This window comes from Acidovorax sp. ACV02 (assembly GCF_014851475.1).
Lineage (GTDB): Bacteria > Pseudomonadota > Gammaproteobacteria > Burkholderiales > Burkholderiaceae_C > Acidovorax > Acidovorax delafieldii.
Genome location: NZ_JACUZU010000011.1, coordinates 25,467 through 39,078 on the forward strand (window position 1 = coordinate 25,467; position 13,612 = coordinate 39,078).

Genomic DNA, 13,612 nt, shown 5'->3' on the forward strand with positions numbered 1-13,612 from the left:
CATGTCCCTATCCTCTTCCCCCGGGCTGGCGTACCGCCTGCAACAGGCAATGACATTCATCCTGGCGCTGCCACCCGCTTATCTGGGCACCGTGGTGCTGCTGGTCAGCGCAGCGGCCCTGAGACCCAACCTTCTTTCTCCGTTCTTGCTACTGCTCATCTTGCGCCAGGCGGCGCCGCTGGGCTTCGCCGCCATCGGGCAGTCTCTGGTGATGCGCTGCCGCTCGCTCGACTTGTCCACAGGTGGTGTGATTGCGGTCGTGTCTTATCTGTTGACCAGCGACGTGATGCCCTTGCCCTGGCCCATCACATTGCCGCTGTGCATTCTGTTTGGTGCACTGGTCGGGGCATTCAACGGCTTTTTGATCGTGCGGGTGCGTGCTTCAGCGGTCATCGTGACGCTGGCCGTGTCGATGATTCTGTCGGGCACCGTGATTGCGCTGAGCCAGTTCCATGCCGTTGGCGATGCGCCCGAAATCCTGCGTTCCATGGGCCGCGCGCGCGTGGCTGGGGTGCCGCTGGTGCCATTGCTCTGGATTGCGACCCTGGTGCCGTTGGCCCTGTGGCTGCGCCGCAGTGCTTTTGGTCGCGTGCTTGACGCCGTGGGCGCCAACCCGCGTGCTGCGGGCCTGTCGGGACTTCCGCATCTGCGCGTGGTGTTTGTGGCGCATGTCACCTCGGGCGCCATGTCGGCCCTCAGCGGCCTGATGCTGCTGGGCTTCGTGGGAGTAGGCAACGTCAAGCTGGGCGCGGATCTGGCGCTCAACGCACTTGCGGCGTCCATTCTGGGCGGCATCAACTTCGGCAACGGGCGTGGCGGCATGCTGGGTCCGGCGGTTGCGGCGTTCATGCTGGTTTTTCTCTTCAACTTCCTCACTAGCCTGGGCCTGGGTGAGCCCGGCAAGCTGATGCTGCAGGGCACGCTGATCGGGGCGGCTGCACTGGCCTATTGCTTGCGCCACAAAGACTCGGCGCACTGATTTCACACAACCCAAAGAAGCTCAAGATGGCAGATGTTTTCAAAGATGGCTTGCTGCACGGGCAGCACGCACTGATCACGGGTGGCGGCAGCGGCATCAACCGCCGCATCGCAGAACGTTTTTCAGCCCAAGGGGCAACGGTGTCCATCGTGGGACGCAGCCTGGAACGGGCTGAAGGCGCGGCCACCGCCATCCGAGCAGTGGGTGGGCAAGCGCAGGGCTTGTCGGCGGACGTGCGCGATTTCGACGCACTGGCCAGCGCCTTCAGCCAGGCGCACGCAGTCTTTGGCCCGGTGGACATCTGCATCGCGGGCGCGGCGGGCAACTTCGTGGCCGAGGCCGCAAACATGTCCTCCAATGGCTTTCGGACAGTGGTGGACATCGACCTTGTCGGCACCTGGAATACCTTCCGCGCCAGTTTGGCGCTGCTACGCGAAGGACGATCCAATCTGCTGGCCATCTCCGCAGTCCAATCGGTGATGCCTATGGCCACACAAGCGCATGTGTGTGCGGCCAAGGCAGGCATCGATATGCTGGTGCGCACGCTGTCCATCGAATGGGCGCAGCGTGGTGTGCGCTGTAACGCCATAGCACCCGGCCCGGTGGCGGATACAGAAGGCATGAGGCGCCTCGCACCTGAAGGCGACGCGAGCTGGGCGCGCGTGCTGGCGGGCATTCCCATGGCGCGAGCCGCAGACCTAGATGAAATTGCAGACTTGGCGCTGTTCCTGTGCAGCGGCGCTGCCCGCTACATCCATGGCACAGTGGTCACCATCGATGGTGGGCAGACCAACCTGGGCTCACTGCCGTTCGGCAACGCGCTGCTTGAGTCATTGAGGCCTTACCCCTCCTGAACGTGGGATCAGTGAAGCATTTTCGTTCTTCCGAAAGCTCTGAAAAATGTCGGATCAGCTTCACCCCTGTCCGCAAGGAAACCGCAGAGGTTCTGCACCAGGTGGGCTTGCGGGTCGTACGAGAGCAGGACTGGTTTTAATTGCGACCTTGAGAGCGTCTGGTTTCGGCGCAGATCTGTCGTCCGACTGTCCCCGCTGAACGTCGACAACCAGCCTGAAGCAGCCCATCCAACTCCCCCATAGCTTGGTGATCTGACAATAAAAAAAGCGCCTCAACTGAGGCGCTTGGAACCCAACGGTACAGGTGCACTAAACCTTTCCAGGTTTTATTTACAGATTACAGAGTTTATTTTTACGATCATCAAGAGTCAGAAGGCAGCCTTCTTCCATCACCGTTACTCTATTGGCAAGTTTCAAAACTTGTCTACAAATGGCTCGCTGCACCGTCTCTGTATTGCAGGAGGCAGAACATCCGACCCAAGCAGGTTACACAGTCACTTGCCCTGTAAAAAGTATTCAGTCGCCAGGAAATGGGCAGGACTCGGCGGCTACCCGAAAGTTGGTCGACTTCAACCGACAGTTAGGCAAAAGCCGTTCACTTGCCTCGGGGCGGGCTCTCCACTGCAGAACGTTTGTCTATGTCTTCGACTGGGCAAGTGCATGCAGCAAACCCTCACGGATGCAAGGCATTTTTTACGAATTAAATTACCCAGCATATCCAGATGCTATTGACACTTTATATTTTTCTTTGACACTTTTAATTTTTACGGTCAACCCGGAATATTTGTTCAGCAGGTCACTCCACCGTGACGCTCTTGGCCAAATTTCTGGGCTTATCCACATCCGTCCCTCGCGCGCAGGCCGTGTGGTACGCCAGCAGCTGCAGCGGCACCACATGCAGCAGCGGGCTCAAGGGGCCGTAGTGCTCGGGCATGCGGATGACGTGGATGCCCTCGCTGCTCTCGATGCGGGTGTCGGCATCAGCCAGCACGTACAGCACACCCGCGCGCGCACGGACTTCCTGCATGTTGCTCTTGAGCTTTTCGAGCAGGGTGTCGTTGGGTGCTACGGTGACCACTGGCATGGCGCTGGTCACCAGGGCCAGGGGGCCGTGCTTGAGTTCGCCGGCCGGGTAGGCCTCGGCGTGGATGTAGCTGATTTCCTTGAGCTTCAGGGCACCTTCGAGGGCGATGGGGTAGTGCAGCCCCCGGCCCAAAAAGAGCGCGTTTTCCATGCGCGCAAAGTCTTCGGCCCAGCTGATGATTTGTGGCTCCAGCGCCAGCACGGCCTGCAGGGCCACAGGCAGGTGGCGCATGGCCTTGAGGTGCGCAGCTTCCTGCTCGTCGTTCAAACGCCCCTTGGATTGGGCCAGCGCCAGCGTCAGCAAGAACAGGCCTGCCAGCTGGGTGGTGAAAGCCTTGGTGCTGGCCACGCCGATCTCGACCCCGGCGCGCGTGATGTAGGCCAGCTTGCATTCGCGCACCATGGCGCTGGTGGCGACGTTGCAGATGGTGAGCGTGTGCTGCATACCCAACGACTGCGCGTGGCGCAGGGCGGCCAGCGTGTCGGCGGTTTCGCCGCTTTGGCTGATGGTGACAACGAGGGTGCGCGGGTTGGGCACGCTGGTGCGGTAGCGGTATTCACTGGCCACTTCCACTTGCGTGGGGATGCCAGCAATGTCTTCCAGCCAGTATTTGGCGGTGCAGCCGCTGTAGTAGCTCGTACCGCAGGCCAGGATCAACACGTTGTCGATCTCCTTGAACACACGCCAGGCGGCCGCGCCGGGCTCGCCATGCTGGCCTGCGCCGTCGAACAGCTCGGGCACGATGCCGGCCAGGCCTTCCAGCGTGTCGGCAATCGCGCGTGGCTGCTCGAAGATTTCCTTTTGCATGTAGTGGCGGTAAGGCCCCAGCTCGGCCGCACCACTGTGGGCGAGCACGGTGCGCACGGGGCGCTGCTCGGTGGTCAGCGCGCCGCCTTCCTTGCCTACGATCCAGTAGCGGCCCAGCTGCAGGTCCACAAGGTCGCCCTCTTCCAGATAGATGATCTGGTCGGTCACGCCCGCCAGGGCCATGGCGTCGCTGGCCAGAAAGTGCTCGCGCGACGCAGATGCGCCAGCGGTGGCGTCTTTGCCCACCCCCAGGATCAATGGGGACCCGGCGCGTGCCCCCACCACGCGGTGGGGTTCGTCCTTGTGCATGACGGCGATGGCGTAGGCGCCGTGCAGTTCGGCCACGGCGGCCTGCACGGCTTCGAACAGGTCGCCGCTGTAATGGCTGTCCACCAGATGGGCGATGACCTCCGTGTCGGTCTGGCTCGCAAACACATAGCCGCGTGACTGCAGTGCCTTGCGCAGTTCTTCGTGGTTTTCAATGATGCCGTTGTGCACCAGCGCCACGCGACCTGCGCCTTGGACCTGCGCGTCTGCGCCCGTGCCGTGGCTGAAATGCGGATGGGCGTTGTGCACGGCGGGCGCGCCGTGCGTGGCCCAGCGGGTGTGGGCGATGCCAGTGGCGCCGTCGATGTGCTCGGTGCTCACCTGCTCCAGCAGCTCGGCCACGCGGGCGGTGCTGCGGGCGCGCTGCAGGCCGGCAGGGCGCGTAGCGTCGAGGCTGGACGCATGCACGGCCACGCCACAGGAGTCATAGCCCCGGTATTCAAGCCGCTGCAGGCCCTGCACGAGGATGGGAACGATGTTGCGCGTGGAGACTGCGCCGACGATGCCGCACATGGTGGTTGCCCTTGGGTTGGATTCGATGGGGCGATCGTAGGCAGCAAAGAGAAAAATTATTCATTGATATTTGCATAAAAATGAACTTAAATTTCACCAATTCATACCGGTGAAATTTTCATTCATTTTTTATCGATTAATGGAATCCATATCTCTCGATGCGATCGATCTCCAGCTGCTCAACCTGCTGCAAACCGATGCCGCACAAAGCAACCAGGCCCTGGCCGAACAGGTGCACGTGTCCCCGCCCACCTGCCTGCGCCGGGTCAAGCGCCTGCATGATGTGGGGCTGATCGAGCGGCAGGTGGCCATCCTGCAGCCCGACCGACTGGCAGCGCTGCAGGGCCATGGGCTGGGGTGCATCGTGGAGGTGTCGCTGGACCGCCAGGGCGCAGAACAACTCGACGCGTTCGAAGCCCGCGCCGTGCAGGAGGCCGCGGTGCAGCAGTGCTGGCGCGTGTCGCCGGGGCCCGACTTTGTGCTGGTGGTGCACACGCGGGACATGCCGGGCTACCTGGCGCTGTCGCAGCGGCTGTTCACGGGCGACGCCAATGTGCGCAATGTGAAGGCGTTCTTCGCGACCCGGCGGGCAAAATTTGAGACAAAAGTGCCAGTAGCGCTAGATTGATATGCGCTAGCCGCTATCAATTTATTAGCAAAAACACCTGCACCCTCACCGGCGCCCTCTCACCACCTCGCCCCTCAGCCCCACCCCTGACAGGCCCGGCAGCACATCCCACAACCCAGCAACGTCATCCATGCGCCTCATGGTAAAGGAGCACGGTCATTTCTTGCTGGTATCGCCTGACCGGGCGTTGTAAGCTCCCCCGCACTTTCAACCTACCTGGCCGGTGGATGCCCGCGTGGCAGCACCGCCCTTCTCCTGCACCCCCATGCCGACGCCCCGCCGCCAGATGCCACGCCGCATCTACCCCTTGCGCATCCTGGGCATGGGGCTGGGCGGCATGGTGGTGGCGGTGGTGCTGTGGGAGCGCCAGGCGTCCGCCGCAGCCTGGGTGGCGCTGCTGCTGCCAACGCTGGTGTGGCCGCATGTGGCCTACCTGCTCACCCGCCGCGCCGCCGACCCCTATGCCGCCGAAGTGCGCAACCTGCTCATCGACTCAGCGCTGGTCGCTGCGCTGGTGCCGCTGATGCACTTCAACCTGCTGCCCAGCGTGATGTTGCTCACCTTGACCATGGTGGACAAGATCACGACCGGCATCCGGGGGCTGTGGACACGCGCGCTGTGGGTGATGCTGGCGGCCGGTGTGGCCAGCACGGCGGTCATGGGCCTGCACTGGGCGCCCGAGACCTCCATGCGTGTGATGGTGGCCTGCTTGCCGGTGATGTCGCTGCACACGCTGTCGGTCAGCGCCGTGAGCTACCAGCTCATCCGGCAGTCTGCGCGCCAGAACCAGATGCTGGACGAGCTGCGCCGCGTGGACGCGCTGACCGGCCTGTTCGGGCGCGGCCACTGGCAAGAGCAGGCAGAGGCCGCACTGCGCCGCCACCACACCACCGACGAGCCCGCCTGCATGCTGATGCTGGACATCGACCATTTCAAGGAGATCAACGACGCCTACGGCCACACCGTGGGCGACGAGGTGATCCGCGCGCTGGCCCATGTGGTGCGGGGCAACGTGCGCGCAGGCGACTGCGCGGGGCGCTACGGCGGGGACGAGTTCGCCATCGTGCTGCCCGGCATGCAGGCCCGGGACGCCCTGGCCATTGCCCAGCGCATCCGCGAGCAGACCGAAGGCGTGCGCCTGCGCAGCCTGCCCGAATTGCGCATCACCAGCAGCATCGGCGTGGCCCCGGCCGACCACCGCCACAGCAGCCTGCGCGCGTGGATCGACGCGGCGGATGCGGCGCTGTACGTCGCCAAGAACGGCGGACGCAATCAGGTGGCGGGGTGCATGGAACCGGCGCTGGTGCCGGCGGTGTAGCCACCAGCACTGCGTGCAGGTTCAGGACTCGTCGGCGGCAACTGCAGGATTCACCGGCCACCGCACCCGCACCGTGCAACCGCCCCCCAGCACCGCCGTCGCACTGATCTGCGCACCGTGGCGCTGCGCAATGGCACGGCACAGCGCAAGCCCTGTGCCCACGCCCTCGAACTCCGTCTCGCGGTGCAGGCGCTGGAACACGCCAAACAAGCTGCCCGCGCGTGCCGGGTCAAAGCCCACGCCGTTGTCCTGCACGGTGAAGGCGCCCTGGCCTGCGGGTGCCGCGTCCGCCGACACCGTGATGCACGGGTGCGCCACGGAGCGGGTGAACTTGAGGGCGTTGCCCAGCAGTTGCACCAGCAGATCCTGCAGCAGCGTCGGGTCGGCCCACAGCGTGGGCAAATCGGTGCCCACCTGCCATTCCACCGCGCGTCCGACCTCGGCCGGGGCCAGTGTGGCGCGCGCCTGGGCCATAGCATCGGTCAGCGGCACGGGCAGCAGGCGCAGCGGCGCACGGCTGGCACGCACCAGGGCTTGCAGGCCGTCGATCATGAGCCCCATGCGCCGAGCCGACTGGTCCATGGTGGCGAGGAAGCCCAGGGCCTCTTGCACCTCAGCACCCTGCACCACCTCGGGCGGCAGGTCGCCCAACACCTCGCGCACCAGCGTTCCGTAAGACGTCACATGCCGCAGCGGCGCGCGCAGGTCGTGCGAGACGGCGCGCAAGAACTCCTCTTGCGCAGTCGCCATATCGGCCACCTGCTGCTGGCTGCGGGCCAGTTCGGCGCGCAGCTGTTCGGGGGTCATGTCTGCACCAGCCACTTTCATCTCCCGCCGCAGGCCACAGAAGCGTGCACGGCACAACGAGGCGCCAACGCGCTACGCACGAAGACGAAGGCGCAGGCGAGGACAGCCAGCAAGGGCCGCCCCGCAGCAAAGGCTGTCGTCCCCCTGGAGGGGGAAGGCGCGAAGCGACTCAGGGGGTGCTTCATTTTTTCGGGCGGGACCAGTTGGCAATGCTGACTTGCTTGCCCCGCGCCACGCTCAGCGCGCCGGGCGCCGTGCTCTTGGTGATGGTGCTGCCGCCGCCCACCGTGCCGCCTGCGCCAATGGTCACGGGCGCCACCAGCACACAGTTGCTGCCCACATGCACGTCGGCCTCGATCACCGTGCGGTGCTTGTTGGCGCCGTCGTAGTTGGCGGTGATGCTGCCCGCGCCGTAGTTCACGCGCTCGCCCACCGTGGCGTCGCCCAGGTAGGCCAGGTGGTTGGCCTTGGCGCCGTCGGCCAGCGTGCTGTTCTTCACTTCGACAAAGTTGCCGATGTGCACTTCGCGGCCCAGTTGGGCGCCGGGGCGCAGGCGGGCAAAGGGGCCAATCAAGGCGCCCTCGCCCACGGTGGCGCCCAGCTTCTCGCCGTCGATGTGGGTGTAGGGATGAATCACGGCGCCTGCCGCGATGCGTGCGTTGGCAATGCCGCAGTTCGCGCCAATGCTCACGCCCTCGCCCAGCTCCACGCGGCCGGTGAAGACGCAGTTCACGTCGATCTCCACGTCCTGCCCGCAGACCAGCTCGCCGCGCACACCGGTGCGGGTGTCGTCGCGCAGGTCAAAGCGGGCGGGGTCGGCCAGGCGCACGCCCTGCACCATCAAGGCTCGGGCCTGGCGCAGCTGGTGGGCACGCTCCAGCTCGGCCAGTTGCAGCGGGCTGTTGACGCCTGCCACCTGCAGCGCGTCGGTGATGCGGTGGGCCACCACGGGCACACCATCGGCCACGGCCATGGCGACGATGTCGGTGAGGTAGTACTCGCCCTGGGCGTTGTGGTTGGTCAGCCGCGCCAGCCAGGGCGTGAGCAGCCGCGCGGGCACAGCCATGATGCCGCTGTAGACCTCGGTGATGGCGCGCTGGGTGTCGGTGGCGTCCTTGTGCTCGACGATGCCTTGCACTGCGCCGTCGGCGTTGCGCACGATGCGGCCGTAGCCGGTGGGGTCGGGCAGGGTCACCGTCAGCAGGGCCAGCTTGCTGCCTTCGCTAGCAGCCACCAGGGCGCGCAGGGTGTCGGCTTGCGTCAGCGGCACATCGCCCGACAGCACCACGGCCGTGCCGTCGTCGCGCAGGTGCGGCACGGCCTGCTGCACGGCGTGGCCGGTGCCCAGCTGGGGCTCCTGGCGCACAAACTTCAGGTCAAAAGTGCCGGTAGCGCTAGTCTTGCTTGCGGTAGCTGCTTCTACTTCCGTAGCACCATGCCCTGTGATGACAATGGCGCTGCGGGCCTGCAGGTGCGCGGCCTGGTCCAGCACGTGGTGCAGCAGCGGGCGCCCGGCCAGGCGCTGCAGCACTTTGGGGATGCGGCTTTTCATGCGCGTGCCTTTGCCGGCCGCCATGATGAGGATGTCGAGTGGGATCATGAAAATGGAATGGGGGTTGCGCAGCACAAGCCCGGCGCGCGGGCGTTGGGTGGATTATCGGCTGCAGCCCACGGGGCACAACACGCTATCCAATCCATAGCTAACTGCACATGATTGACTAGCGCTTGCGGCCTGTTGAACCCCAAACCTGCCGCAACGACGGCGCTACAGCAGCGGCATCAAGCGTGGCGGGGTGTCGTAGTACTCGGCAATGCGCGCCAGCGCGCGGGTGTTGAGCAGGCGCAGCCGCCCGTTTTTCAGCTCGTGCAGGCCCAGCATGGCCAGGCGCCGCAGCGTCTTGTTGGTGTGCACCAGCGACAGCCCGAGTGCGTCGGCAATGTGCTGCTGGTTGAGCGGGAAGGCCACCGAGCCATCTTCCACCAGCCCGATACGGTCGAGCCGGCGGTACAGGTGCATCAGCAGCATGGCCACACGCTCGGTGGCGTTGCGGCGGCCGGCGGTGAGCAGGTTGTCGTCCACATGGCCCTCTTCGTGCGCCGACAGCCAGGTGATGTCGTAGCCCAGGCGCGGGTGCTCGCGAAACAGCGCCCACAGGCTGTCGTTCTGGAACACGCACAGCGAGCAGTCGGTCAGCGCCTCGATGCCGTGGGCCGACACATCGCCAAACTCCTGCTGCAGGCCTACCAGGTCGCCGGGCAGCAGGAAGTTGAGGATCTGTCGGCGCCCGTCGCTCAGCGTCTTGTAGCGAAACGCCCAGCCCGAATACAGCGTGAACAGCTTGGCGTTGGTCTGGTTCTCGCGCACCAGCGCGCCACCCGCTTCCACGGCAAGGCTGTCGGTGCGAAAGCCTTCGATGAAATCCAGCACCTCCGGCTTCACGGGTGTGAAGGCCCCAGTCTTGCGCAATCGGCAATCGCGGCAGGCCGGAGGGCAGACATTGGGGGGCAAGGTGACGTTCATGAGGAAGCGATTCTAGGGATGGAAATCACGCAGAAACAGCTCGTTGCAACAAAGCTGCGCGCAATGTGCAACGGCTGTCTCCTCTATGTCTTTTGACATTGCGCAGGCACCATGCGCCACCTACATTGGGCTGCACCTATGAACCTATCCCCTGCCCTGTACGAGGTGCTCTACGTGAGCACCATCGCCCCCGATCAACCGCTGAGCGTGGTGGCCGAGATTGCAGGGCGCGCGCGCTTTGTGAATGCCGAGCTGGACATCACAGGCCTGCTGATCTTTGACGGACAGCGCTTTTGTCAGCAGCTGGAAGGCCCGCAAAAGGCCGTGCTCAAGCTCATTGAACGCATCCGCAACGACCCCCGCCACATCAACGTCGAGGTGTTGCACCACGGCCCGCTGGCGGGGCGGCGCTTTCAGCACTTCAGCCTGGCGTTCAGCACCGTAGAAGATGTGGATGCACTGGCTCGCATGGAGCTGCTGGATGGGGATGCGGCCATCGCCGCATTTGAGATCGTGCGGGGCGAGCTGGTGATCTGACCGGCCTCCTCGCGCTTCTTTCATTCAAACCTTCACGCGGCCTCGGTCCAGCGCCGCAGGATCAGTGTGGCATTCACGCCGCCAAAACCAAACCCGTTGAGCATGGCATGCGTGAGCGCCATGGGCCGGGGCTGCAGGGCCACCAGGTCCAGCCCCTCGGCCAGCGCATCGGGCGTGTGCAGGTTCAGCGTGCCAGGCACCACCTGGTCGCGCAGCGCCAGGGTGGTGAAGATGGCGGCCACGGCGCCCGCCGCCCCCAGCAGGTGCCCGGTGGCCGACTTGGTCGAACTGATGGCCACCTGCGCACCCGCGCCGAACACCCTGCGAATGGCGGCCAGCTCGCCCCGGTCACCCACACCGGTGGACGTGGCGTGTGCGTTCAGATGCTGCACGTCCTGGGCCGTGAGCCCTGCCTGCGCCAGCGCGGCCCACATGCTGCGCGCGGCCCCGTCACCGTCTTCGGGGCCGGAGGTGATGTGGTACGCGTCGGCCGACGTGCCGTAGCCCACCAGCTCGGCCAACGGCTGTGCGCCGCGCGCCAGGGCATGGTCCAGCGCCTCGATCACCAGCATGCCTGCGCCCTCGCCCATCACAAAGCCGTCGCGCTGCGCATCGAACGGGCGTGAGGCCTGCTCGGGCGTGTCGTTGAACGCGGTGCCCAGCGCCTTGGCCGCTGCAAAGCCGCCCAGGCTCACGCGGTCAACGGCCGCCTCGCTGCCGCCGCACACGGCCACATCGGCCTCGCCGCTGCGGATCAGGCGTGCGGCATCGCCAATCGCCTGCACGCTGGCGGCGCACGCGGTGACCGGAGCTCCCAGCGGTCCCTTGAGCCCGTGGCGGATCGACACCTGCCCCGCCGCCAGATTGACCAGGAATGACGGCACCGTGAACGGCGACAGCCGCTGCGGCCCGCGCGTGTCGGTGGTGCGCACGGCCTCGGCAATCGCACCAAAGCCGCCGATGCCCGAGGCGATCACCGTGGCCGTGCGCTCACGCGCCCGCTCGTCGGCCGGTGGCCAGCCCGCCTGGGCCAGCGCCTGCTGCGCGGCGCCCAGTGCAAAGGGGATGAAACGGTCCATCTTGCGCTGGTCTTTGGACGAGACGATGGCGTCCACATCCCAGCCGCCCTCGGGGTCTTGCGCTATGCCGGGAACCTGCCCGGCAACCTTGGCGGCAATGCCTTCTGTCACCGCGTCCGGCAAGCGCGAGAGGCCGGAGCGCCCAGCCAGCAAGCGCTGCCACGCCAGTTCTACACCGCAGCCCAGCGGCGACACCAGGCCCATGCCCGTGACCACCACGCGGCGCATCAGGCCACCCCCTCGTTGCTGCACATACCACTCACTTTTTTCATGGATTCACCTCGTCAGACAGTTGGGGCACAGAGGTTCTGCACCTTTATGATTGCAATCGTCATCATAAACTGCAAACCCATTTTTGCGTACGACCGCAATCAATAAGAGGCTTCCATGAAGGTTTCCAAAGCACAGGCCGCAGAAAACCGGCAGGGCATCCTGGACGCGGCGGCCCGCCTGTACCGCGAGCGGGGGCTGACCGGCGTAGGGGTGGCCGACATCACGCGCGATGCCGGGCTTACGCATGGCGGGCTGTACCGGCATTTCGCGTCCAAGGATGTGCTGGTGCAGGAGGCGTGCACCAAGGCGTTCGACTGGTCCATCCCCGTGCTGGACGGCGAGCGGCCCCACGCCACGGTGGGCGACCGCATCCAGCGCTACCTCTCACCTGAACACCGCGACGCGCCGGGCTCAGGCTGCCCCGTGGCCGCATTGGCGGTGGACGCCGCGCGGGCGGGCGGCGGGTTGTCCGAAGTGTTTGCCCAGGGCATCGAGCGCAACATCCAGCGGTTTGCCCAGCTGCTGGCTGACAGCGCTGCCGATGCCGGCGGCGGCGCCACCCCATCGCCACAAGACCGCGCCCGCGCGATCCATGTGCTGGCCACCATGGTGGGGGGGATGGTGCTGGCCCGCGCCACGGCAGCGGCGCAACCCGCGTTGTCGAATGAGCTGATGGTGACGCTGCAGACGCAGCTGACGGACTGGCTGGACAACACATCCACCAGCCCCTCGAAGTAAAAAAGAACAGCCAGCGCTTGCGTCACAAGCACTGGCCGTTCTTATTAACAAGTCACATCACCCGGGGCAAGACACCCCTGGGATCACGTCAGGCGCAGCAGGCGTCGCCCCAGGCGGGAGCCCCATTGCCCACCGACGCACGGCGCCACCACGTGGCAGGGCGCGCATCGGCGGCATCGCCACGCACCCAGCGGTATTGCAGGCGGCGACCGTTCAGGGGTTCGACCACCACCGCCTGGCCTGCCGCCACAGGCAGCGACTGACCGGCGCACAGAAACACGTCGCTGCCATTGCCCAGGCCCTGGCCCAGCGTGACCCAGGCCTGGCCTTCGGCAATGCGCAGGGTCATCGCGGCCTTGGGGGCCAGGGTGACGGCGGCGCCTGCGGCCACTTGCCCCGCCTCACCGGCGGCAGCGCCCGTGGCGCGGGAAGATGCAAACAGATGCAAAGCGTGAGAGGTTGTCATGGCTTTCTCCGGGTTAACCCTAATATGACCGTATGGTGCGCCGGTTGCAGAACAACGTCCAATGAAAAGCACGGCACCGATTGATGCTTTTCCTGCATGAGCTGCTCAAACGGTTCTGCGCTGTAGCGGTGCTGCTATCCGAAGCAGAGCAAACCGGGCCAGGCCAGCGGCAAACCGGCCCCCAGCGCCCGCCACACCGGCCAGCGCCGTGCCCAGCGCACGTCCGCCCTGCCCTAGCGCCTGGCCCAGATCGCGCAGCGGCTGCACGACGCCACATTCCCAATCTCTGGCAGCCGTGCTGGCGGGCTGCGCCAGAGCGGGGGCTGCCACGACGTCCCAGCGGAAAGCCACCGGCTCCGCGCAGCCGGAACCGGTCCAGGCTTCCATCACCACATGCTGCCCCGGCGCAACCGTCAGCTGTTGGCCGGGCTGCAGCACGTGGTCCACAGCGGCGCCCGGCATGTCCGCCAGAACGCCACGCAAGGTGACCCACGCCTGCCCCTGGGCGATCTGCAGCACGCCATGGGTGTCGGGGTGCAATGACAAGGCCTGGCCTGTGGCCAGTTTCCAGCAACCGGCCGCGCGACGGCCAGCCGTGGCGGCGTGGACGGATTGTTGCGATTCCAGAACGTTGCGGGGGGACATGACAGGCTCCTTGGCTTCAGTAAAACGTGTTGAGGA

The 13,612-nt window shown here is 65.6% G+C and carries 13 protein-coding genes; 6 read left to right on the top strand and 7 right to left on the bottom strand.

Annotated features, from left to right (window positions below; translation table 11 throughout):
• The first annotated feature begins 1 nt into the window (after position 1).
• Together IB236_RS22130 and IB236_RS22135 are read left to right on the top strand one after the other, a co-directional pair.
• A complete protein-coding gene (locus IB236_RS22130; RefSeq protein WP_192422247.1) occupies positions 2–979 on the top strand; it encodes an ABC transporter permease in 978 nt (325 codons plus the stop codon).
• A gap of 26 nt (positions 980–1,005) precedes the next feature.
• A complete protein-coding gene (locus IB236_RS22135) occupies positions 1,006–1,833 on the top strand; it encodes an SDR family oxidoreductase (RefSeq protein WP_192422248.1) in 828 nt (275 codons plus the stop codon).
• A 796-nt stretch (positions 1,834–2,629) separates the two neighbouring features.
• Here the strand turns inward: IB236_RS22135 and glmS are convergent.
• Positions 2,630–4,564: a glutamine--fructose-6-phosphate transaminase (isomerizing) gene (gene glmS / locus IB236_RS22140; protein WP_192422249.1), complete on the bottom strand. Its 1,935-nt coding sequence runs from the start codon at positions 4,562–4,564 to the stop codon at positions 2,630–2,632.
• A gap of 139 nt (positions 4,565–4,703) precedes the next feature.
• On the opposite strand from glmS, the gene IB236_RS22145 reads away from it, so the two are divergent.
• Together IB236_RS22145 and IB236_RS22150 are read left to right on the top strand one after the other, a co-directional pair.
• Entirely contained in the window at positions 4,704–5,192 is a 489-nt protein-coding gene (locus tag IB236_RS22145; protein WP_121941043.1) for an Lrp/AsnC family transcriptional regulator, read from the top strand.
• A 265-nt stretch (positions 5,193–5,457) separates the two neighbouring features.
• Complete coding sequence (locus tag IB236_RS22150) at positions 5,458–6,510, top strand: diguanylate cyclase (RefSeq protein WP_056058164.1); 1,053 nt, start codon at positions 5,458–5,460, stop codon at positions 6,508–6,510.
• A 21-nt stretch (positions 6,511–6,531) separates the two neighbouring features.
• On the opposite strand, the gene IB236_RS22155 is transcribed toward IB236_RS22150, so the two are convergent.
• The 3 genes from IB236_RS22155 to IB236_RS22165 all read right to left on the bottom strand — a co-directional run bounded on the left by IB236_RS22155 (position 6,532) and on the right by IB236_RS22165 (position 9,838).
• Entirely contained in the window at positions 6,532–7,317 is a 786-nt protein-coding gene (locus IB236_RS22155) for an ATP-binding protein (RefSeq protein WP_192422250.1), read from the bottom strand.
• Between the two features lie 181 nt (positions 7,318–7,498).
• Positions 7,499–8,917 carry a bifunctional UDP-N-acetylglucosamine diphosphorylase/glucosamine-1-phosphate N-acetyltransferase GlmU gene (glmU, locus tag IB236_RS22160; RefSeq protein ID WP_192422251.1) on the bottom strand — a complete coding sequence of 473 codons (1,419 nt, stop codon included), beginning with the start codon at positions 8,915–8,917 and terminating at the stop codon, positions 7,499–7,501.
• A gap of 165 nt (positions 8,918–9,082) precedes the next feature.
• Positions 9,083–9,838 (bottom strand): Crp/Fnr family transcriptional regulator, encoded by a 756-nt coding sequence (locus IB236_RS22165; protein WP_121941045.1) that lies wholly within the window; start codon positions 9,836–9,838, stop codon positions 9,083–9,085.
• A gap of 138 nt (positions 9,839–9,976) precedes the next feature.
• Here IB236_RS22165 and IB236_RS22170 point away from each other — a divergent pair, with 138 nt between their 5' ends.
• A complete protein-coding gene (locus tag IB236_RS22170; protein ID WP_056057981.1) occupies positions 9,977–10,375 on the top strand; it encodes a BLUF domain-containing protein in 399 nt (132 codons plus the stop codon).
• Between the two features lie 32 nt (positions 10,376–10,407).
• Here IB236_RS22170 and fabF read toward each other — a convergent pair whose 3' ends face one another.
• Positions 10,408–11,682: a beta-ketoacyl-ACP synthase II gene (gene fabF / locus IB236_RS22175; RefSeq protein ID WP_146869744.1), complete on the bottom strand. Its 1,275-nt coding sequence runs from the start codon at positions 11,680–11,682 to the stop codon at positions 10,408–10,410.
• 159 nt (positions 11,683–11,841) lie between these two features.
• Here fabF and IB236_RS22180 point away from each other — a divergent pair, with 159 nt between their 5' ends.
• Positions 11,842–12,465, top strand: a complete 624-nt coding sequence (locus IB236_RS22180) for a TetR/AcrR family transcriptional regulator (RefSeq protein WP_056057976.1) — start codon at positions 11,842–11,844, stop codon at positions 12,463–12,465.
• Between the two features lie 88 nt (positions 12,466–12,553).
• On the opposite strand, the gene IB236_RS22185 is transcribed toward IB236_RS22180, so the two are convergent.
• Together IB236_RS22185 and IB236_RS22190 are read right to left on the bottom strand one after the other, a co-directional pair.
• On the bottom strand, positions 12,554–12,931 hold the full coding sequence (locus tag IB236_RS22185; protein WP_056057975.1) for a DUF2917 domain-containing protein: 378 nt from the start codon (positions 12,929–12,931) through the stop codon (positions 12,554–12,556).
• Positions 12,932–13,036: 105 nt separating this feature from the next.
• Positions 13,037–13,576, bottom strand: coding sequence for a DUF2917 domain-containing protein (locus IB236_RS22190; RefSeq protein WP_056743855.1), 540 nt, complete (start codon positions 13,574–13,576; stop codon positions 13,037–13,039).
• Between the last annotated feature and the right edge of the window lie 36 nt (positions 13,577–13,612).

Bases quoted from the DNA above. Each gene is read 5' to 3' on its own strand.
- IB236_RS22130 (WP_192422247.1), top strand. From the start codon at position 2: ATGTCCCTATCCTCTTCCCCCGGGCTGGCGTACCGCCTGCAACAGGCA.
- IB236_RS22135 (WP_192422248.1), top strand. From the start codon at position 1,006: ATGGCAGATGTTTTCAAAGATGGCTTGCTGCACGGGCAGCACGCACTG.
- glmS (WP_192422249.1), bottom strand. From the start codon at position 4,564: ATGTGCGGCATCGTCGGCGCAGTCTCCACGCGCAACATCGTTCCCATC.
- IB236_RS22145 (WP_121941043.1), top strand. From the start codon at position 4,704: ATGGAATCCATATCTCTCGATGCGATCGATCTCCAGCTGCTCAACCTG.
- IB236_RS22150 (WP_056058164.1), top strand. From the start codon at position 5,458: ATGCCGACGCCCCGCCGCCAGATGCCACGCCGCATCTACCCCTTGCGC.
- IB236_RS22155 (WP_192422250.1), bottom strand. From the start codon at position 7,317: ATGACCCCCGAACAGCTGCGCGCCGAACTGGCCCGCAGCCAGCAGCAG.
- glmU (WP_192422251.1), bottom strand. From the start codon at position 8,917: ATGATCCCACTCGACATCCTCATCATGGCGGCCGGCAAAGGCACGCGC.
- IB236_RS22165 (WP_121941045.1), bottom strand. From the start codon at position 9,838: ATGAACGTCACCTTGCCCCCCAATGTCTGCCCTCCGGCCTGCCGCGAT.
- IB236_RS22170 (WP_056057981.1), top strand. From the start codon at position 9,977: ATGAACCTATCCCCTGCCCTGTACGAGGTGCTCTACGTGAGCACCATC.
- fabF (WP_146869744.1), bottom strand. From the start codon at position 11,682: ATGCGCCGCGTGGTGGTCACGGGCATGGGCCTGGTGTCGCCGCTGGGC.
- IB236_RS22180 (WP_056057976.1), top strand. From the start codon at position 11,842: ATGAAGGTTTCCAAAGCACAGGCCGCAGAAAACCGGCAGGGCATCCTG.
- IB236_RS22185 (WP_056057975.1), bottom strand. From the start codon at position 12,931: ATGACAACCTCTCACGCTTTGCATCTGTTTGCATCTTCCCGCGCCACG.
- IB236_RS22190 (WP_056743855.1), bottom strand. From the start codon at position 13,576: ATGTCCCCCCGCAACGTTCTGGAATCGCAACAATCCGTCCACGCCGCC.